This is a genomic window from Aeromonas sp. 19NY04SH05-1 (genome assembly GCF_040581895.1).
GTDB classification, from domain to species: Bacteria; Pseudomonadota; Gammaproteobacteria; order Enterobacterales; family Aeromonadaceae; genus Aeromonas; species Aeromonas enteropelogenes.
Genome location: NZ_CP095328.1, coordinates 3,447,207 through 3,466,766, shown reverse-complemented (window position 1 = coordinate 3,466,766; position 19,560 = coordinate 3,447,207). Strand labels below are relative to the sequence as shown.

The window sequence follows — 19,560 nt, the reverse complement described above, 5'->3', positions numbered from 1 at the left end:
TTTAATTACAGTCATTCCATCGAGAGCGTCTCTTGTTTCCAGATTGTTAATCTGTGCTGATTTGGACCTCAATGGCTATGTTTCGCAGCACCGATTGTTGCGGTCTTGTTGTCACAAGGAGTGATGACCTGATTGCCGGGGTGTACGTGATGAATTGCAAGCATGGACGACCGCTGTTCCAGGGATGAGGAGCCGGGCCAAGGCCCGAATGAACAACAAGAATCCCTTTTCCTAGATGACAGGAACAACATATGTCTGACATGAATATTGCAGCTGATGGTCTTGTAGCCAGCAAGGCTTCCCGTGGCCTCAACAAGGCCGATGTGGTCTGGATGCTGGGTCTGTACGGTACCGCCATCGGTGCCGGTGTGCTCTTCCTGCCGATCAACGCCGGTGTCGGCGGTCTGTGGCCGCTGGTGGCCATGTTGATCCTGGCCCTGCCGCTGACCTTTTTCGCCCACCGTGGTCTGACCCGTTTCGTGCTGTCCGGTTCCACCCGTGATGGCGACATCACCGAAGTGGTGGAAGAGCACTTCGGCAAGACCGCAGGCAAGTTCATCACCCTGCTCTATTTCTTCGCCATCTACCCGATCCTGCTGATGTACTCCGTGGCCATCACCAACACGGTCGAGAGCCTGATGGTGCACCAGCTGGGCATGACGCCGCCCCCGCGCGTCCTGCTTTCCCTGGGTCTGATCCTCGGCCTGATGGCGATCGTTCGCCTCGGTGGCGACGTGATCGTCAAGGCGATGAGCGTGTTGGTATTCCCGTTCGTGATCACCCTGATGGGCCTGGCGCTCTACCTGATCCCGCACTGGAACGGTGCCATCATCACCGAAGCGCCGGCACTGTCCGAAGCCTTCAGCGGTGACTTCATCAAGACCCTGTGGCTGGCGATCCCGGTAATGGTGTTCTCCTTCAACCACTCCCCGATCATCTCCTCCTTCGCGGTGGACAACAAGGGTCGCTACGGTGAAGGTGCCGAGAAGAAGTGCAGCAACATCCTGCTGGGCGCCCACGTCATGATGGTGATGACTGTGATGTTCTTTGTGTTCAGCTGCGTGCTGAGCCTCTCCCCGGCTGACCTGGCGGCTGCCAAGGAGCAGAACATCTCCATCCTGTCCTACCTGGCCAACCACTTCGACAACCCGGTTATCGCCACCGTGGCACCGCTGATCGCCATGGTTGCCATCAGCAAATCCTTCCTGGGTCACTACCTGGGTGCGCAAGAGGGCATGAACGGCCTGATGGCCAAGGCGCTGCGCGAGAAGGGCAAGAAGGTTGACACCAAGCAGCTGAACAAGATCACCGCGGTGTTCATGATCCTGACCACCTGGGCCATCGCCACCATCAACCCGAGCATCCTCGGCATGATTGAAGACCTGGGCGGCCCCATCATCGCGATGCTGCTGTTCCTGATGCCGATGTACGCCGTCGCCAAGGTACCTGCCATGCGCAAGTACGCCGGCAACATCAGCAACGGCTTCGTGACCATCATTGGCCTCATCGCCATGTCCGGCATCATCTACAAGCTGGTTGCCTGATAACACAGATCAATCAGTTGAAAGAGAAAGCCGCCTCGCAAGAGGCGGCTTTTTTGTTTTTCGAGTTTGAGCGATGCGCCGTGCAGCAGAGCGGGCCGCGCCTGTATTTTCTTCTCACGGATGGGGCGGTTCTCCTCGAGTTCCTTCCCCATTGACGCTTTTTGAGTGATCAGTCGACAAGCCTTGGCCATCTGGTGCCAAAAGGCTTAACAAAGGGGCGGGGGAGGCCTAACATGGCTGGACATTTTTTGAATCGGGACAAAAGGATATGTCTGCGTTGAAGAAGGATCTCGGGCTCTGGCAGGGGATGGGGCTGCTCGCTACCTCCCTGCTCGGCACCGGTATCTTTGTGGTACCGGCGACCGCGGCGTCGCTGGCGGGTGGGGCCTCGCTCTGGGCCTGGTTGCTGCTGATTGCGCTGGTGCTGCCCATCGCCTTTACCTTCGCCCGCCTCGGGCGCCGTTATCCCCATGCCGGTGGAGCGCCGCACCTGATAGGCCTCGCCTTTGGCAACGGTGCCGAGCGTTTCTCCGCCTTCCTGTTTCTGGCGGTGCTGCCGGTGGGGCTGCCCGCCGCCCTGATGATCGCCGCCGGGTTCTGGCACGCTCTGTTTGACATGGGGGAGTGGACCCTGTGGGGCATCCAGCTGCTCACTCTGCTCGGCGTCTTTCTGCTCGGGCTGCGGGGGGCGCGCTCCTCCGGCAACCTGCAGCTGCTGATCGCCCTGGCCATTTTGGGACTCACCCTGCTTATCTGGTTCAAGGGGGATCTGAGCTGGCGTGACGCGGCCCAGCCGTTGCCTGCCGCCAGCGAGTGGCCCGCCATGGGCACGGCGCTGGCGGTGATGTTCTGGTGTTTCGTCGGGCTGGAAGCCTTCGCCCATATGGGGGAGGAGTTCAAGCGGCCAGAGCGGGATTATCCCCTTGCCCTGCTCGGTGGCGTGCTGCTGGCGGGGCTCATCTACTGGATCCACTCGCTGGTGGTACTGAAATATGGCCTCTATGGGGACGAGGCGAAGAATGCCACCGCCATCCCCTCTCTGCTGGCCCTGCTGTTTGGTCCCACTGCCAAGTGGCTGGTGGCGATCCTTGGCTACCTCTCCTGTTTTGCCAGCATCAACATCTATCTGCAGGGCTTTGCCCGGCTGATCTGGAGCATGGCGCGCGAAGGCAAGCTGCCCGCCTCCCTGGCCCGCCTCACCGCCCGGGGCGCCCCCTTGCTGGCGCTCAGCTGGGTGCTCGCCATCTGCCTGCTCTCCATCACCCTGATCATCTGGCTGAAGCTGCCGCTGGATGAATTGATCCGCTACGCCAACGGCAACTTCGTGCTGGTCTATCTGCTCTGCATGGCGGCGGGCTGGCGCCTGCTCGGCGGGGTGGGCAAGGGGTTGGCGGGGCTCAGCGTGCTGCTTTGCGCCTCCGTGCTGGTGGCGCTCGCCTCCGAGGTGCTCTATGCAGTGGTGCTGAGTGCAGGCTACGGCCTCTTCTCCCTGTGGCGCCGTCATCTGCGCCGCAGCCGCGAACGGGACATGCTCGCCGTCTGCAAGTAAAGGGCTACGGATAAAGGACTACGGATAAAAGACAGAACAAGCCTCCGCTACACGGGGGCTTTTGTTTTTCATATGGATACTGACTTGCCCGCCAGCCCGCTAAAACCCCCGTGCCGGATCAATTCAGAGGCGATTTGTCGCCAAAAAAAGTGGGATCTATCTCTCGTTTTGCTTAAAGTGATTTTCCCCGTTCGCCGAGTTCGGGGTGCCCGCAAGGATGCCATCCAGACGTAACAGGATGGTCTGGCCAGACTGACCCCCGATTATCTTCACGGTTCCCCAACGCTGTCGCCCGGTGTGACGGCAGCCTGTGCCGTTTCGTCAGTGTCGGCCTTACGTCGCTCTCATCGTGCATCGTCTTCATCTGCAGTGAGTGAACCATGAGCGAATCGATTTTTGAGATCCATGACTGGACCCTGAGGGTGGATGACAACATGTTGTCGCGCCCCGAGCGGGAGGTCTACCTCGAGCCCAGACTGGTCAATCTGTTGCGGTTTCTGGCGTGCAATGCCGGCACTGTGTTTGGTCGTGACGCCCTGATCAACGAAGTATGGGAGGGCGCCGAGGTCACCGATCAGGTGGTTACCCAGTCCATCTTCGAGTTGCGCAAGATCCTCAAAGATGGCCGCACCGATGCGGCCGACTATATCGTGACCGTGCCCAAGCGCGGCTACAAGCTGGTGGCGCCGGTGCGCGTGCAGCAGGTGGTCGGTCTGGTGATGGCGGACGAGTTGTCGGCCGCCAGCCAGACGGACGGCGAGCCGGAGAGCGTCGACAAGATGGCGGATGAGACGGCGCAGAATGTGACCCCCTTCCCGGCCGGCCCGCTGACCCGCGCCATCTCCACCCATGGCAAGGACGGTCGCAGCCGCTGGAAGATGGCGAGCTTTGATATCTTCGTCGCCCTGGTGCTGGTCGCCATCGTCAGCATGCTCAGCTACCAGCATGCCGCTCCCCAGGTGCACACCATGCTGGATCCGGATCTGCTGGTGTTTCGCTTCCACGCCGGCCTGGATGGCAACAACCAGGATGTGCGCCTCGCCGACGGCATCACCCGCACCCTGATGGGGGAGGTGGCTGCCGCCACGCCGCTGCGGGTGCAGTATGGGGCTACCCGGTTGATTGGGGGGATCAGGCCCGGCAAGGAGCTGAGCGTGCGGGTTTCCCGCCAGCCGAGAGGCGCCTATCTGGATCTGGAGTATCGCAACCTCAATACCAACCGGGTGCTGTTCAGCCACCAGTATCTGTTCAGTCGCGACAACGTTCACGAGGTGCTGCAGGCGAGCAGCCGGGATCTGCTGCAGGTGCTCGAACAGCCACAGGCGCAGCCGGGCATGGGCTGGCCTACAGACGCGGGTTCCCTGATCGCCATGATGGAGGCTCGCTACTACACCAACAGCCGCGACCCGGTGGCGCTGAAGCAGGGGGTCGACCTGCTCGACAAATCCCTGGCCAGCCAGCCGGATCAGCCCCTGCTACTGGCGGAGCGTTATCTGGCCGGTGAAGTGCTGGCGACGCTCACGGGTGAACCCGAGAGCGACCCCCTGCAGGAGATTGGCGATCATCTGGCCCATGTGGTGCAGCTCCAGAGCGGCACCTTGCCCGCCCGGGTCTGGGAGGCACTGAGCCTGAGAGCCATCCTGAATGGCCAGCAGCAACAGGCAGGTGAGCTGCTGGCGCAGGCCGCCGGTCGGGGCCGCTCCGTGCTCTATTACATACTGCAGGGCAAGCTGGCCGAGCTGGATGGCCGCCCTGAGGCGGCGGGGGATGCCTACAGCCACGCCTTCCTGATGGAGGCCACCGAGCAGACCTATCTGCTCTGCCAGCAACTCGGTTTCTACAGCAATATGGAGACCCTGACCCCGGCGCTGTTCAACACCTTGGGCCAGAGCAAGGTAAAGCTGTTCTGAGAGCCTGCACATAGCGGCTGACCGTCACTCAGGTCAGTCGTAGAGGCCACCTGCGGGCGGCCTTTTGCTTGTCTGGCGTCCGCTATTCAGGAATGGCTGCAAGAGTCGCTCGCAGACCGGATGGGGTGTTAGCTTGCCCTTATCCTTTCCTCCCTTTCTTCTTGCCATGACGCAGCCCGGTCGGGTTGCGACTGGTCACTCTAACTCCGTTGCGGCCTCTCTGCCCTGAGTGACGGTGTGCTTTCTTCTGCCTTTGTGCCTCTTTGTTAGGGGTGTCCATTTTTGTGCCTTGGGATGGCTTGTCCGGTGCACCATCTTTCGCGCTTGCGGTTGTCCTCTTGGTGGAGATGAGTGTCATCCGGCTGCGATTTTGTCGATCGCTGCGAAGCCGTATCCAGTTGCCGGCTGGCGATGGGGAGGGCAGGGGAATGCCATCGGCCCTTTGTACTTATCAAGGGGATGAGAAAAATATCAAGGCGGCTTGATAAGGGGATTATCAAGGCCCATCAAGAGGCGCTGCCGGTATCAAGGTTTTATCAAGGTGGGGCTTGATGGGTGAATCAACCTTCTGTTTTTAAACAGCTTTATCTCTATGGGAAAGAAGGCGAAAAAAACTTCACTCATATTTTTATCCCTTAGCGGGACTTTATGTTTTCCGGTGACCGGGAGCCTAGTCTGTGGCCATTCCCTGGCGGGTGACGCCGTCAGATATGTCTGTGACGACCCGACTTTTTATAGCACCGGAGATCTTATGTCCCTAGATACGAGCAAGAAGATCGGCCTTATCGCCTGTACAGGCGTGGTGGCCGGCAACATGATGGGGAGCGGCATCGCCCTGCTGCCCTCTGCCCTGGCCACTATCGGCTCCATCTCGATTTTCAGTTGGGCCATCTGTCTGGTTGGCGCCATGGGCCTGGCCTTTGTGTTTGCCCGCCTCGCCACCAAGAACCCGCAGGAAGGGGGCCCCATCGCCTACGCCGGCGAGATCTCCCCGGTGTTCGGTTTCCAGACCGGCGTGCTCTATTACCACGCCAACTGGATTGGCAACCTGGCCATCGCCATCACCGGTGTCTCTTACCTCTCCGTCTTCTTCCCCATCCTGAACAGCCCGATCCCGGCCGCCGTGGCCACCATCGCTGCGGTGTGGATCTTCACCTTCGTCAACCTGCTTGGCGGTAGCTGGGTGAGCCGGCTCTGTACCCTGGGTCTGGTGCTGATCCTGCTGCCGGTTGTGGGCACCGCCCTGGTCGGCTGGAGCCACTTTGACAGCGCCCTCTACAGCCAGAACTGGAACACCACTGGGAGCAGCGATATCCATGCGGTCATCAGCGCCGTGCTGATCTGCCTCTGGTCCTTCGTGGGGGTGGAGTCCGCTGCCGTTTCCTCCGGCATGGTGAAAAATCCCAAGCGCACCGTACCGCTCGCCACCATGCTGGGTACCGGCATCGCGGGTGTTATCTACATCCTCTCCACCCAGGTGATCGGCGGTATGTTCCCGGCCGATGAAGTGGCCGCCTCCGGCGCCCCGTTTGCCATGGCCTCCTCCGCCATCTTCGGCAGCTGGTCCGCTCCCTTCGTGTCCGCCTTTACCGCTCTGGCCTGCTTCACCTCTTTGGGTTCCTGGATGATGCTGGTGGGCGAGGCGGGCAAGCGCGCCGCCCATGACGGCAACTTCCCGAAAGTCTATGGCGAAGTGGACAAGAACGGCGTGGCCAAGAAGGGGCTGATCCTGGCGTCCCTCAAGATGACTGCCCTGATGATCGGCCTGACCGCCTTCACCTCCCAGTCCGCCCACGCGGCCGACCTGTTCAACGTGCTGACCACGGATGCTGTGCTGCTGACCATGCTGCCCTACTTCTACTCCAGCATTAACCTGATCCGTTTCGAGGGCATGACCTCCCGCAGCGTTGGCGCCATGATCTTCTCCGGCGTCGCCTGTGTCTTCTGTCTGGTGGCCCTGATGGGTGCCAAGGGGTCAAACCTCACCGCTACCTTCGTGGTGTCGCTCATCATCCTGATGTTCTACGCCAAAAAACAGGGGCTGCGTCAGCATGACGCCCTGCTCAAAGAGCAGACCAGCCACTAATTCTCCCTTTTCATCTTCCGTGCGCTCTTCACTCACCATCTCTGATGGAGAGCGCCCCCTTACGTGTGGAGCATTACGATGAATATCATTGCCATCCTCAACCACCTGGGCGTTTTCTTTAAAGAAGAGCCCATCCGCCAGCTGCAAGCCTCCCTCGAGCGCAAGGGTTTCGAGGTCGTCTATCCGGTCGATGTGGCCGATCTGCTCAAGCTTATCGAGAAGAACCCCCGCGTCTGCGGCGCCATCTTCGACTGGGACAAATATTCCCTGGGTCTGTGCAAGGAGATCCACGATCGCAACGAGAAGCTGCCGATCTTCGCCTTCGCCAACGATCAGTCCACCCTCGACATCCACCTGACCGATCTGCGCCTGAACGTGCACTTCTTCGAGTACCGTCTCGGCATGGCCGACGACATCGCCCTCAAGATGAACCAGGCCACCCAGGACTATCAGGACGCCATCCTGCCGCCGTTCACCAAGGCGCTGTTCAAGTATGTGGAAGAGGGCAAGTACACTTTCTGTACTCCGGGTCATATGGGCGGTACCGCCTTCCAGATGAGCCCGGCCGGCAGCCTCTTCTATGACTTCTACGGCCCCAACGCCTTCAAGGCGGACGTCTCCATCTCCATGCCGGAGCTCGGCTCCCTGCTGGATCACTCCGGCCCCCATAAGGATGCCGAAGAGTACATAGCGCGCACCTTCAATGCCGATCGTTCCTACATAGTCACCAACGGCACCTCCACCGCCAACAAGATTGTCGGCATGTACTCGGCGCCGGCGGGCAGCACAGTGCTGGTGGATCGCAACTGCCACAAGTCGCTCACTCACCTGATGATGATGAACGACGTGACCCCGATCTATTTCCGTCCGACCCGCAACGCCTACGGCATCCTCGGCGGCATCCCGCAGAGCGAGTTCCGCCGCGAGACCATTGCCGCCAAGGTGGCCGCGACTCCGGGTGCCCAGGCTCCCCGTTACGCCGTGGTGACCAACTCCACCTATGACGGCCTGCTCTACAACACCGGCTTCATCAAGGAAGCGCTGGATACCCCCTTTATCCACTTCGACAGCGCCTGGGTGCCCTACACCAACTTCAGCCCGATTTATGAGGGCAAGTGCGGCATGAGCGGCGACGCCATCCCGGGCAAGGTGTTCTACGAGACCCAGTCCACCCACAAGCTGCTGGCGGCCTTCTCCCAGGCCTCGATGATCCACATCAAGGGCGACGTGGAGGAAGAGACCTTCAACGAAGCCTTCATGATGCACACCTCCACCTCGCCGCAGTACGGCATAGTGGCCTCCACCGAGATCTCCGCCGCCATGATGCGTGGCAACACCGGCAAGCGGCTGATCAAGGACTCCATCGATCGCGCCATCTCTTTCCGTAAAGAGATCAAGCGCCTGCGTATCGAGAGCGAAGGCTGGTTCTTCGACGTGTGGCAGCCGGACAACATCGACACAGTCGAGTGCTGGAAGCTGGATCCGAAAGATGACTGGCACGGCTTCAAGGATATCGACGACGAACACATGTACCTGGATCCCATCAAGGTGACCCTGCTCACTCCGGGCATGGGCCGCGATGGCCAGCTGCTGGAGAGCGGTATTCCGGCCTCCCTCGTCTCCAAATTCCTGGACGAGCGCGGCATCGTGGTAGAGAAGACCGGCCCCTACAACATGCTGTTCCTCTTCTCCATCGGTATCGACAAGTCCAAGGCGATGCAGCTGCTGCGCGCCCTGACCGAGTTCAAGCGCGGCTATGATCTGGATCTCACCATCAAGAGCATTCTGCCGAGCCTCTATCGCGAAGATCCGGCCTTCTATGAAGGTATGCGCATCCAGGATTTGGCCCAGCGCATCCACGATCTGACCCGCAAGTACCGTCTGCCGGAGCTGATGTTCAAGGCGTTCGACGTGCTGCCTGAGATGAAGATGACCCCGCACGCCGCCTGGCAGCAGGAGCTGGCTGGCAACGTGGAGGAGGTGCCCCTGCGTGACATGGTTGATCGCATCAGCGCCAACATGATCCTGCCCTACCCGCCGGGAGTGCCCCTGGTACTGCCGGGCGAGATGGTGACCACCGACTCCCTGCCGGTGCTCGAGTTCCTCGAGATGCTGTGCGAGATCGGTGCCCACTATCCGGGTTTCGAGACCGACATCCACGGCCTCTATCGCCAGGCCGATGGCAGCTACACCGTCAAGGTGCTGCGCCAGGCAGACTAATCACAACGGGCCGCGAGGCCCGTTTTTTCCTTCGGTTTTCTTGTGTGAGTCGCCAATCATGAAGCGAGTGATCTCCATTCAATCCCACGTGGTCTTTGGCTGTGCCGGCAACAGCGCCGCCGTTTTCCCCATGCGCCGTCTGGGGGTGGAAGTGTGGCCCGTCAACACGGTGCAGTTCTCCAATCACACCCAGTACAGCCAGGGGTGGCAGGGGATGGTGATGCCGGCGGGCCACATCGGTCAGCTGATGGCGGGCCTCACCGACATCGGCGTGCTGGGGCAGTGCGATGCGCTGCTCAGCGGGTATCTCGGCTCTGCCGCCCAGGGAGAGGAGATACTGGCGGCGGTGGCCAGGCTCAAGGCGTGCAATCCGCGCGCCCTCTATTTTTGCGATCCGGTGATGGGCCACCCCGACAAGGGATGTATCGTCGCCCCCGGCGTCGCCGAGTTCTTCAAGGATCGGGCGCTGGCCTGCGCCGACATGCTGGCCCCCAACCTGCTGGAGCTGGAGCGGCTCACCGGCCGCGAGATCCACAACGTGCCCGAGGCGGTGGCGGCCTGCCAGCAGCTGCGGGCGCGGGGGGCCAGGCTGGTGCTGGTCAAGCATCTGGGGCGGGCCGGATTCGGCCACGATCGCTTCGAGATGCTGCTGGTGTGCGACGAGGGGGCCTTTCATATCTCACGCCCCCTCTATCCGTTTGCTCGCCAGCCCATCGGGGTGGGAGATCTGCTAAGCGCCACCATGCTGGCCAATCTGCTGGCCGGATACGAGCCGGTGGTGGCGTTCGAGCGGACCAACGCCAGCGTGGATGCGGTACTGGCCCAGACCTGGCTGGTCAATGCCTATGAGCTGCAACTGGTGGCGGCCCAGCACGAGATGGCGCAGCCCCATGTGCGCATCCGGGCGACCCGGCTCGCCCTGATCTGCGCCGCTTGATTGGCGCCAGATAGCAAAAAGCCCTGATGATCAGGGCTTTTTATTGCGTGCTGGTTTGGGCTGTGGTCAGTCTTGCGGGCTCTTGAGCGCCTTGATGATGTCCTCGCCCGGGGGCAGATCCCTTATCTGGTGAAACAGTTCGAGTTCCCCCTGGGGGCCTATGGTGAAGGCATCGCCGCTCAGGTAGCTGCCGCTGCCGGCGCTCTCCATGATGACCACCAGCTCGGGCTGCTTGTCACCGTTGAGATCCAGCAGTTTCAACTCCTTGATGCTGCCCTCCCGGGGTAATACCTTGCCCTCGACAAACTGGTCGAGGGGAAACTGGGGGTTGGCCCCGGTGTAGAGGCGCACGTCATAGCTGCCGATGGAGGCGGGCTCGCCGCGACCCTCGTTCACCACGAGGACCTGGCCGGAGGGGAGGGTCAGTTGGCGGGAGGCCCCTTCCGCCCCTTGTGCGACCATGGGCAGGGTGAAAAGAGGCAGGGCGAGCAGCCCCAGCGCCATCATCCTGTTTTTCATCGTTGACTCCTTACGGGGACGGCGGGGCGCCCCCGTTGGTGGTGTTTACCAGATCTTCACCCGTTTCTCGGGCGGCAGATAGAGCTTGTCACCCGGCTGGATGTTGAATGCCTCGTAGAAGGCGGGAATGTTCGGTACCACGCCATTGACCCTGTACTCGGGCGGGGAGTGGGGATCGGAGCGCAGCAGCATCTGCATCAGCTCGGGGCGGTACATCCCCTTCCACACCTGGGCCCAGCCGAGGAAGAAGCGCTGCTCGCCGGTGAAGCCGTCCAGTACCGGGGCCTCCTTGCCATCGAGCGACAGCTCGTAGGCCTTGTGGGCGATGGTGAGGCCGCCGAGATCGCCGATGTTCTCGCCCAGGGTGAACTGGCCGTTGACGAACTGCCCCTTGATGGGCTCGAAGCGGTTGTACTGGGCCACCAGCCGGCTGGTGCGGAAGCGGAACTCCTTGAGATCCTGAGGTGTCCACCAGTCGCGCATCATGCCGTCGCCGTCGGATTTGGCCCCCTGATCATCGAAACCGTGGCCCATCTCGTGGCCGATCACTCCGCCGATGGCACCATAGTTGACCGCATCGTCCGCCGTCATGTCGAAGAAGGGGGGTTGCAGTATGGCCGCCGGGAAGACGATCTCGTTGTTGCTCGAGTTGTAGTAGGCGTTCACCGTCTGGGGCGACATGTGCCACTCGTCCCTATCGACCGGCTTGCCGAGGCGGGCGAGATCGTCGGCGTATTCAAACGCCTGGGCCCGCTGCAGGTTGCCCACCAGATCGTCCGGCTTGATGACGATACCGCTGTAGTCCTTCCACTTTTCCGGATAGCCAATCTTGGGTCTGAACTTGGCCAGCTTCTCGAGGGCCTGCGCCTTGGTCTCTGGCGACATCCAGTCGAGTTCTTCGATGCTCTGGCCGTAGGCGGTGCGCAGGTTTTCCACCAGCTGCTCCATCCGGGCCTTGGCCTCGGGCGGGAAGTAGCGGGCCACGTAAAGCTGGCCGACTGCCTCGCCTAGGTGATCGTTGAGCACCCCCAGTGCCCGCTCCCAGCTGGCGCGCTGCTTGGGTGTGCCGCTTAAGGTGGTGCCGTAGAAGGCGAAGTTGGCGCGATCCGTCTCGCCGTCGAGGTAAGGGGCGTAGTCGGTCAGCAGCTGCCACTTGAGGTAGGCCTGCCAGTCGGCGATGGAAGTCTGGGCCATCACCTTGTCCAGCGCGGCCAGGTAGCTCGGCTGGCCGATGATGAGATCGGGCTGGGCGGCGATGCCGGCGCCATCGAGATAGGCCTGCCAGTCGATGGCGGGAGCGAGCCGGGCCAGCTCGCTGGCCGGACGCTTGTTGTAGTTCTTCTCCCGATCCCGCAGGGTGACGTTGTCCCACTGGATGGCTGCGAGCCGGGTCTCGAGAGCGAGAATGCGCTTGGCCTTGCCGCTCGGGTCGGACTCACCGAGCCGGGTCAGCATGCTGGCAATGTGGCGCTCGTATTTTTGGCGCAGGGCCTGGCTGTCGGCATCCGTCTTGAGGTAATAATCCCGATCCGGCAGTCCCAACCCCCCTTGATAGAGGTAGACAGCGTAGCGATCCGGCGCCTTGGCGTCGGGGCCGATCCCGATCCCGAACGGGGCGCCGCCACCGAGCTTGCTCGCCTCGGCAAAGGCGCGGGCCAGATCCCGTTGGTCGTGGATCTGATCGATCTGGGCGAGGGCGGGGACGAGCGGTGACAACCCCTTGGCATCACGGCCCGCCTGATCCAGATAGCTGGCATAGAGATCGCGGATCTGCTGGGTAGGCGTGCCGTCGGCGGCGCTCTGGTTGGCCAGCCCCTCGACCAGCACCCGCACGTCTGCGAGGGATTTGTCCCTAAGCATGTAGAAGGCGCCATCGGCGGGGCGATCGTCGGGGATCTTGGCGCTGGCGAGCCATTTGCCGTTTACGTAGCGAAAGAAGTCGTCGCCCGGGCTGACGGTGGTGTCCATGTTGGCCAGCGCCAGTCCAGAGTGTTTGGGGTCGCCTTGCGGTGCCTGACTGCAGCCGGCCAGCAGGGTCAGTCCAATGAGGCCGGCCAGTATGCTTTTCTTGTTGTTCATGCTGTTTGATTCCAATTCCGGTTGTTTGCTTCCCTTGCAACGGGGGCATCCTGGCACCACTTTCGGTAACATCTTGGGTACTGGGATGCGGCTCACTCTAGCAGTCGGGCTGCAGCTTGATAAGCCTGACTCTGTTAAGATCGGCCGGTCCGTTTCGGGGAAGCCTATGATTTCTCATCTTTATTCTCGCTTTTGTCTGACCCTGCCAGTGCCGGAAGGTTCCACCCGCCTGCTGGTGGCGTTCAGCGGCGGGCTCGATTCCACCGTGCTGCTGGTGCTGGCGGCGCAGTTCGCCCGCGAGCATGGCCTTGGCCTGCGTGCCCTCCACGTTCACCATGGTCTGAGCCCCCACGCCGATGAGTGGGTTACCCACTGCGAAACCGTCTGTCAGCAATTGGCGGTAGAACTCATGGTGGAGCGGGTGCAGCTGGTGCGCGGCAATGGCGAGAGCCTGGAGGCCCAGGCCCGGGAGGCGCGCTATCGCTGCCTGACTGCGCACATGGGGGAGGGGGAGTGGCTGCTCACCGCCCATCATCAGGACGATCAGTTGGAGACTCTGCTGCTGGCCTTGAAACGGGGCACCGGGCTGCGCGGCCTGGCCGGGATCCTGCCACGCCAGCCCTTTGCTGGTGGCCTGTTGCTACGCCCCTTGCTCGATATCAGCCGCAGCGAGCTGGCCGAGGTGGCTGCCACCCTGCCTTATGGCTGGGTGGAGGATGAGAGCAACCGGGACGTGAGCTACGATCGCAACTTTTTGCGTCAGGAGCTTATTCCCCGGCTCAAGGCGCGCTGGCCTGCCATGGCCCAGACCGCGAGCCGCACCATGGCGATCTGCGCCGAGCAAGAAGCACTGCTGGAGGAGCTGGCCGAACAGGACTGGCATCTGGCGGGCGAGGGGGAGGCGCTCCATATCGCCGCCCTGCAGCCCCTCTCGCCAGCGCGGCGCAACAATCTGCTGCGCTACTGGATCCGTCGCCAGGGGGGCGAGATGCCCTCTCGCGAACAGCTCAACCGGCTCTGGCAGGAGGTGGCGCTGGCCCGCGGGGATGCCAACCCGCAGCTCAACTGGGGCAAGCAGAGCTGTCGCCGCTTCCAGGACCGCCTCTATCTGGTCACCCCCGACCTGCAGCCTTGCCAGCAGGAGCTGCCATTGACCACGGGAGAGGTGATTTCACTGCCTGACGGACTGGGCACGCTCCTGCTTCGCCGGCAAACCGGCGGGGAGGGATTGCTGCGGTTGCCCCGGGGTGACGAACCGCTCTCGGTGCGCTTTCAGGTGGTGCCCGGCACCATGCTCAAACCGGTAGGGCGCGCCGGCAGTCGCCGTCTGAAAAAACTGCTGCAGGAGTATGGTGTGCCCTCCTGGCAGCGGGGGCGCATTCCCATCCTCTACTATGGCGATCAGGTGGCGGCCGTGGTGGGGCTTTTTGTCTGTGACGGTTTTCTGGCGCAGGAGGAGGGGCTGAGATGTGAGTGGCAGGCGGCCCGGCTTGCCCCCGTCATGCCGGAATCAGGCGATTTGGATTGAATCGCGGCCCCCCATCCTGTTGCCATGGCGGGGCCGCCAGATTGTCTATTCGCCGGGGTCTGTCTTGCCCGCTCTCTTGCGGGCATAGAGGTGGTTGTCGGCCGCCTCGTAGAGGCTCTGCACGTCGACCCCGGATTGCCAGGTCGCGGCCCCCAGGCTGCAGCCAACCGAGAAGGCTGAGAGTTCCTTGCTGGTCATCAGCATGTGCTGCAGACGCAGCCAGACCGGACGCCATGCCTCGGGTTCGGCCGGTTGCAGCAGCAGCGCAAACTCGTCCCCCCCGAGCCGGAATGCCTGATCCGTGCTGCGGATACACCCCTTGAGCAGCATGGCGAAGCGGCTCAGCACCAGATCCCCCACCGGATGACCCCAGGTGTCGTTGATCTGCTTGAAGCGATCCAGATCCAGCAGCACCAGCACCAACCCGTGGGGCTCGCGGCCATGCTGCTCGATGGCGCGGCCGATGGCCTCATCGAAGTAGGAGCGGTTGCCAAGGCCGGTCAGGTGATCGAGTCGCACCAGCTGATCGAGCTTTTCAAGCCGCAGATAGAGCGGCAGCAGCAGGCTCAGCAACTGATGGTACTGCAGCAGCCGCCGTTGCTGGTGGCTGCTCATGGGCAGATCCAGCTCGTAGTGCAGCTGGCCGAGCAGCTGGCCATGCTGGCCGCGCAGCTCGAAGGAGTGGTTGTGCGGTGTCAGGGTCGCCAGGGGCGGATGCTGGATCAGGGAACGGGGCTGCTCGTGCTCGAAGTAGAGGCTGTGGATCCTGACAATTTTTGCCGCCTGGGCGGCAAAGGTTGTCAGCAGAGCGTCGAGATCCTGCTGCCCCAGCAACTGTTCCAGCAACTGGTTACGCTCGACGCTATGTAACGGCACAACCCGCTCGCTCTGGTGTACCCACAGCTCGAGGCTATGGGCAAAACCATTGAGGGACGACGTATTTTCCATGGTTTTCCACCTGTAAACACCTGACTACTCCCCCTTCCCTGCAATTGGCATGCCCAATATATCTTTCCTGCCTCCCGGCCCGGCTGACTAGACTTAAGTTGATAAAAGGAGAGGAAAATTTGTATACAGATCTGCTGATCCTGCTGTTTGCCGCCGTCTTGCTGGTGGCGATTTTCCGGCGCCTCGGGCTGCCGGTGATCCTCGCCTATCTGATCGCCGGGGTACTGCTCGGCCCGCACGGACTGGCCATGGTAACCGGCCAGTCCACCATGCAGACCATTGCCGAGCTCGGCATCGTCTTTTTGATGTTTTCCCTGGGGCTGGAGTTCTCCCTGCCCAAATTGCTGGCGATGCGCCGACTGGTGCTGGGGGTGGGCGGTCTGCAGGTGCTGCTCACCTCCCTGCTGTTTTTCTGGCTCGCCCGCTGGTGGGGGCTCAGCCTGCCCCAGGCGCTGGTCGTTTCCGGCACCCTGGCGCTCTCCTCTACCGCCGTGGTGATCAAGCAGCTGGGGGAGCAGAAACAGCTCCATACCCGCCGCGCTCAGCTCGGGGTGAGCGTGTTGCTGTTTCAGGATCTGGCGGTGGTGCCGCTCTTGGTGATGATCCCCATCCTGGCCAGGCCAGAAGTGCAGGGCAGCGCCCTGCTGGCGGAGATCGCCTGGGCCACTCTCAAGGGGCTGTTCGCCCTGTTTAGCCTGCTGGCAGTCGGCAAGTGGTTGCTGCCGCTTTTGTTTCACGAGGTGGCGCGGGCCCGCTCCGACGAGCTGTTCGTGCTGAGCGCCCTGCTGGTGGCCCTGCTGGCCGCCGCCATGACCTATTCGCTGGGCTTGTCGATGGCGCTGGGGGCCTTTCTGGCGGGCATGATGCTGGGGGAGTCCCACTATCGCCACCAGCTGGAGGTGGACATCAAGCCGTTTCGCGACGTGCTGATGGGGCTTTTTTTCATCACCATCGGTATGGCCATGAACTGGGAGCTGGTGGCCAGAAACTGGTGGCAGGTACTGCTCTGCGTGCTGGGACTGGTGTTGTGCAAAGCCCTGCTGGTGCTGCTGGCCGGTCGTCTGATGGGGGAACGCAAGCGCGACGCCTTGGCGGCGGGCATCATGCTGAGCCAGGTCGGCGAATTCGGTTTCGTGCTGCTGGCGCTGGCCAGCCACCATGGCCTGCTGGCCAGGGAACTGGTGTCGCTGCTGATCGGCATGGGGATCATCTCCATCGCCATGACCCCCTGGCTGGTGATCCAGGCCCACTCCCTGGCTCGCAGTCTGACCGATCCCGCCCTGCTGACTCGCTCCGAGGTGGCCCAGTCGGGCCTTAGCAAAACCCAGCACGTGATCATCGCCGGCTTCGGCCGTGCCGGGCAGACCTGCGCCCGCTTCCTGAAGCTCGAAGAGATCCCTTTTCTGGCGCTGGATCTCGACCCCGAGCGGGTGAGCGAAGCGAAACTGGCGGGGGAGCAGGTGGCCTTCGGCGATGCCAGCCGGCGCGACATCCTGCTGGCTGCCGGCCTGCTGCGGGCCAGGCTGGTGATCATCACCTTCGACGATCGCAAGCGGGTCGAAGCCATGCTGGCGCTGATCCGCGAGCTGGCCGGGGATCTCAAGGTGCTGGTGCGTACCCGGGATGACAGCTTTCTCGAGCAGCTGAAACAGGCGGGGGCGTTCGAGGTGATCCCCGAATCCCAGGAGGGGGCCCTGATGCTGGTATCCCATCTGCTGGTCAACTGCGACATCCCACTGGGGCGGGTGATCCGGCGCATGGAGCACGAGCGCAGCAGCCAGTATCGCTTCCTGCACGGCTTCTACTGGGGGGATCAAAGTGCCAGCAACATGGAGGCCGATCAGCTGCTCGAACGGCTCCATCCGCTGCTGCTGCACGATCAGGCCTGGGCGGTGGGACGCGAAGTGCAGGAGCTGCCGCTGGGGGAGGTGAGGATCAAGGAGGTGCAGCGCGGCGATCAGACCCTGGAACCCAGGGCTGAGCTACGGCTCGCCGCCGGCGACCGGCTGATCCTGTTTGGCACCGCAGTGGCCATGGAACAGGCCGAGCAGCGGCTGCTGGAAGGGCACTGAGCCCAGTTACAGCTGGGGCTCCAGCATGGCCTCATCTCTGAGCAGCGCCTCCAGATTGAGAAATTCGATCACCCGCGCCCGCTCTTTCAGGGTGTCCTGATAGCCCAGCTTGATGAGCTGCTGGCAGTAGCCCGGATAGAACATCAGGAAACTGGCCAGGCTGCTGGTTTCGTCCCCCTTCACTCCCAGAACCCGCAACAGGCGGCGCAGATGCAGCGGCAACTTGCGCAGGTAGGGAAGCGCCATCTCGTCAAGATCCTGACTCGGTTTCAGCACGCAGGTCTCCACCCGCTTGAGCTTGAGGCGTCGGCGCTCGCGCTCGGGGATGAGATCCAGGGTCTGGTTGATGCGCCACAGCCGCTCCAGATCCGAGTTGAGGGTGTCGGTGAACACGGTATCGAGCAGGTGGCTGGCGATGTTGGAGCTGGTCAGGTGACCATGGTGCTGGGTGGGCGCCGTGCGAGTCGGCGGATCCAGGGTGATGAGCAGGATCCGCTCCGCCCCCAGATGGATCGCCGGGCTGAGAGGGCTTAACTGATGGATGGAACCATCGCCGTAAAACTTGCCCTCTATCTGGGTCGCCGGAAAGACAAAGGGCAGCGCCGCGGAGGCCAGCAGGTGATCCGAAGTGAGCAGGGTACGCACTCCGCGCCGTCTGGCCCGTTCCCAGGGATGGTGCTCGTTGCGCCCCTGGAAGAAGGTGGTGGAGAGGCCGTCGTCATAGTCGGAGGCAGTGATGGCCAGCGCCTCCAGGCTGCCGTAGAGGATGTTGTCGTCGATGCGGTGATAGTCGATGAGCTGATCCAGCAAACGGTGCAGCGGGGCATTGTCGAACAGATGAAAGGCGTGGTTGGTGTCGGGGGTGATAAGCCCGGCCGAGCCTTCATACATCAGGCGCCACAGCAGACGGCCGGGGTGAAAGTCGAAGATGTGGTGGGTCTCGAAGCGGCGCCAGACCCACTCCAGCTTGCGCACCCCCAGATGAAAGCAGGAGGCGTAACAGGCCAGCGCGGTGACATTGAGGGCCCCTGCCGAAGTGCCGCACAGGATGGGAAACGGGATGCCGAGATTGCGGGGATAGAGCTCCGCAATCGCCTTGAGGGCGCCGACCTGATAGGCGGCCCGGGCGCCGCCTCCGGTGAGCAACAATGCGGTGTTGGGTCTGGCCATAGGGGTGCGCCTTATCGTTATCCATGCCGTTTTTCCCACTGACAAGTTAACTATAAAGCGCTGTATCAAATATAAAAAAGGGCGTTGACGCGTTTTTTTTTCACTCCTTGCTTACAAGTTGCGGTGAGGATGTTCGGGCCTTGCCAGCTGATCGAAGGAGGCAAAGACAGGGGCGCTGGCGAGGATGCGCCCGTGGCCGAGTCCCCGGGTGCTCACCAGTTTGGTGTGGCCCTCCTGGCTGGCGCGAAGCGAATCGTCGTGGGGGGCAAATCTGTCCTCCTCATCGTGCACTATCATGGCGGGGCCGTGGCGGCTGGCGAGCCGGCCCAGGGGATCGACCGTGCTCAAGGGGTGTTGGTACTCCTGTTCTATTTCCTTGACCACCGCATCGAACAGCCGGATGGAATAGCCGGAGCGGGCCACCATGCCGTAGAGCTGGGGCACATAGTCAAGCACCGGCGAGATGAGCAGCAGCGGCAGTGTATCCATGGCCGGTTGGCGGCTGGAGAGGGTGACGGCGCCTCCCATGCTATGGGCTATGATGCCGGCGATGGGGCCCAGCTCGTCGGTCACGCTGGCGGCCAGTTCGTCAAAGGCGCGCACGAAGCGGGGCAGGTGACCGGTCTGGCCGGCGCTGTGGCCGTGGGCCGGATGATCGTAGGCAATCGCCGTAAAGCCCTGGGCGGCGATATGGCGCATCAGCGGATAAAACTGGCTGGCGCTGCCGGACCAGCCGTGCATCAGCAGCCAGACCGGCCCCTGACCGAGGCGGTAGCTCATCAATACGCCTTCGCTGGTATGCACGGCCTGCTTGACCAGCCCGGCCGGAGGCGTCTCGTCCCGCTGGCTGCGCTGGGGGGTGAGCAGCAGCTTGCTGGCGGTGCGCTTGGCGTGGGCGGGAGCGATCCTGTGGTGCAGACGAGTGCCGATCCCCAGCAACCATTTGCTCGGGTTGAAGCGGCGGGTGTTGAAGTAGATCTTGCTGCTCATGATAATCC

General features: G+C 62.3%; 13 protein-coding genes. 8 read left to right on the top strand and 5 right to left on the bottom strand.

Annotated features, from left to right (window positions below; genetic code table 11):
* Window positions 1–251 precede the first annotated feature (251 nt).
* From MRK42_RS15830 to pdxY, 6 genes are all read left to right on the top strand, one after another.
* Window positions 252–1,544, top strand: a complete 1,293-nt coding sequence (locus MRK42_RS15830) for an HAAAP family serine/threonine permease (RefSeq protein WP_225634296.1) — start codon at window positions 252–254, stop codon at window positions 1,542–1,544.
* A 268-nt stretch (window positions 1,545–1,812) separates the two neighbouring features.
* Entirely contained in the window at window positions 1,813–3,093 is a 1,281-nt protein-coding gene (gene yjeH / locus MRK42_RS15825) for an L-methionine/branched-chain amino acid transporter (protein ID WP_225634297.1), read from the top strand.
* A 380-nt stretch (window positions 3,094–3,473) separates the two neighbouring features.
* On the top strand, window positions 3,474–5,003 hold the full coding sequence (gene cadC / locus MRK42_RS15820) for a lysine decarboxylation/transport transcriptional activator CadC (RefSeq protein WP_223378693.1): 1,530 nt from the start codon (window positions 3,474–3,476) through the stop codon (window positions 5,001–5,003).
* 751 nt (window positions 5,004–5,754) lie between these two features.
* Entirely contained in the window at window positions 5,755–7,089 is a 1,335-nt protein-coding gene (cadB, locus tag MRK42_RS15815; RefSeq protein WP_042073127.1) for a cadaverine/lysine antiporter, read from the top strand.
* 78 nt (window positions 7,090–7,167) lie between these two features.
* The gene (locus MRK42_RS15810) at window positions 7,168–9,309 is read left to right on the top strand and encodes a lysine decarboxylase CadA (RefSeq protein WP_338610976.1); all 2,142 of its coding nucleotides are present in this window, start codon (window positions 7,168–7,170) and stop codon (window positions 9,307–9,309) included.
* 58 nt (window positions 9,310–9,367) lie between these two features.
* Window positions 9,368–10,246 carry a pyridoxal kinase PdxY gene (pdxY, locus tag MRK42_RS15805; protein ID WP_338610974.1) on the top strand — a complete coding sequence of 293 codons (879 nt, stop codon included), beginning with the start codon at window positions 9,368–9,370 and terminating at the stop codon, window positions 10,244–10,246.
* Between the two features lie 66 nt (window positions 10,247–10,312).
* On the opposite strand, the gene MRK42_RS15800 is transcribed toward pdxY, so the two are convergent.
* Window positions 10,313–10,765 (bottom strand): PliI family lysozyme inhibitor of I-type lysozyme, encoded by a 453-nt coding sequence (locus MRK42_RS15800; protein WP_338610972.1) that lies wholly within the window; start codon window positions 10,763–10,765, stop codon window positions 10,313–10,315.
* A gap of 45 nt (window positions 10,766–10,810) precedes the next feature.
* The gene (locus tag MRK42_RS15795) at window positions 10,811–12,844 is read right to left on the bottom strand and encodes a M13-type metalloendopeptidase (RefSeq protein ID WP_338610970.1); all 2,034 of its coding nucleotides are present in this window, start codon (window positions 12,842–12,844) and stop codon (window positions 10,811–10,813) included.
* Between the two features lie 166 nt (window positions 12,845–13,010).
* Between MRK42_RS15795 and tilS the strand changes: the two genes are divergently transcribed.
* Complete coding sequence (gene tilS, locus MRK42_RS15790) at window positions 13,011–14,372, top strand: tRNA lysidine(34) synthetase TilS (RefSeq protein WP_338610968.1); 1,362 nt, start codon at window positions 13,011–13,013, stop codon at window positions 14,370–14,372.
* A 45-nt stretch (window positions 14,373–14,417) separates the two neighbouring features.
* Here tilS and MRK42_RS15785 read toward each other — a convergent pair whose 3' ends face one another.
* Complete coding sequence (locus MRK42_RS15785; RefSeq protein ID WP_338610966.1) at window positions 14,418–15,320, bottom strand: GGDEF domain-containing protein; 903 nt, start codon at window positions 15,318–15,320, stop codon at window positions 14,418–14,420.
* A gap of 119 nt (window positions 15,321–15,439) precedes the next feature.
* Between MRK42_RS15785 and MRK42_RS15780 the strand changes: the two genes are divergently transcribed.
* Entirely contained in the window at window positions 15,440–17,392 is a 1,953-nt protein-coding gene (locus tag MRK42_RS15780) for a cation:proton antiporter (protein ID WP_338610964.1), read from the top strand.
* A 6-nt stretch (window positions 17,393–17,398) separates the two neighbouring features.
* Here MRK42_RS15780 and MRK42_RS15775 read toward each other — a convergent pair whose 3' ends face one another.
* The gene (locus MRK42_RS15775; RefSeq protein ID WP_338610962.1) at window positions 17,399–18,562 is read right to left on the bottom strand and encodes a patatin-like phospholipase family protein; all 1,164 of its coding nucleotides are present in this window, start codon (window positions 18,560–18,562) and stop codon (window positions 17,399–17,401) included.
* 111 nt (window positions 18,563–18,673) lie between these two features.
* Window positions 18,674–19,552: an alpha/beta fold hydrolase gene (locus MRK42_RS15770; protein WP_338610960.1), complete on the bottom strand. Its 879-nt coding sequence runs from the start codon at window positions 19,550–19,552 to the stop codon at window positions 18,674–18,676.
* Between the last annotated feature and the right edge of the window lie 8 nt (window positions 19,553–19,560).

What these genes read in the sequence shown, in the direction of transcription:
- MRK42_RS15830 (WP_225634296.1), top strand. Translation starts at nt 252, where the DNA reads ATGTCTGACATGAATATTGCAGCTGATGGTCTTGTAGCCAGCAAGGCT.
- yjeH (WP_225634297.1), top strand. Translation starts at nt 1,813, where the DNA reads ATGTCTGCGTTGAAGAAGGATCTCGGGCTCTGGCAGGGGATGGGGCTG.
- cadC (WP_223378693.1), top strand. Translation starts at nt 3,474, where the DNA reads ATGAGCGAATCGATTTTTGAGATCCATGACTGGACCCTGAGGGTGGAT.
- cadB (WP_042073127.1), top strand. Translation starts at nt 5,755, where the DNA reads ATGTCCCTAGATACGAGCAAGAAGATCGGCCTTATCGCCTGTACAGGC.
- MRK42_RS15810 (WP_338610976.1), top strand. Translation starts at nt 7,168, where the DNA reads ATGAATATCATTGCCATCCTCAACCACCTGGGCGTTTTCTTTAAAGAA.
- pdxY (WP_338610974.1), top strand. Translation starts at nt 9,368, where the DNA reads ATGAAGCGAGTGATCTCCATTCAATCCCACGTGGTCTTTGGCTGTGCC.
- MRK42_RS15800 (WP_338610972.1), bottom strand. Translation starts at nt 10,765, where the DNA reads ATGAAAAACAGGATGATGGCGCTGGGGCTGCTCGCCCTGCCTCTTTTC.
- MRK42_RS15795 (WP_338610970.1), bottom strand. Translation starts at nt 12,844, where the DNA reads ATGAACAACAAGAAAAGCATACTGGCCGGCCTCATTGGACTGACCCTG.
- tilS (WP_338610968.1), top strand. Translation starts at nt 13,011, where the DNA reads ATGATTTCTCATCTTTATTCTCGCTTTTGTCTGACCCTGCCAGTGCCG.
- MRK42_RS15785 (WP_338610966.1), bottom strand. Translation starts at nt 15,320, where the DNA reads ATGGAAAATACGTCGTCCCTCAATGGTTTTGCCCATAGCCTCGAGCTG.
- MRK42_RS15775 (WP_338610962.1), bottom strand. Translation starts at nt 18,562, where the DNA reads ATGGCCAGACCCAACACCGCATTGTTGCTCACCGGAGGCGGCGCCCGG.
- MRK42_RS15770 (WP_338610960.1), bottom strand. Translation starts at nt 19,552, where the DNA reads ATGAGCAGCAAGATCTACTTCAACACCCGCCGCTTCAACCCGAGCAAA.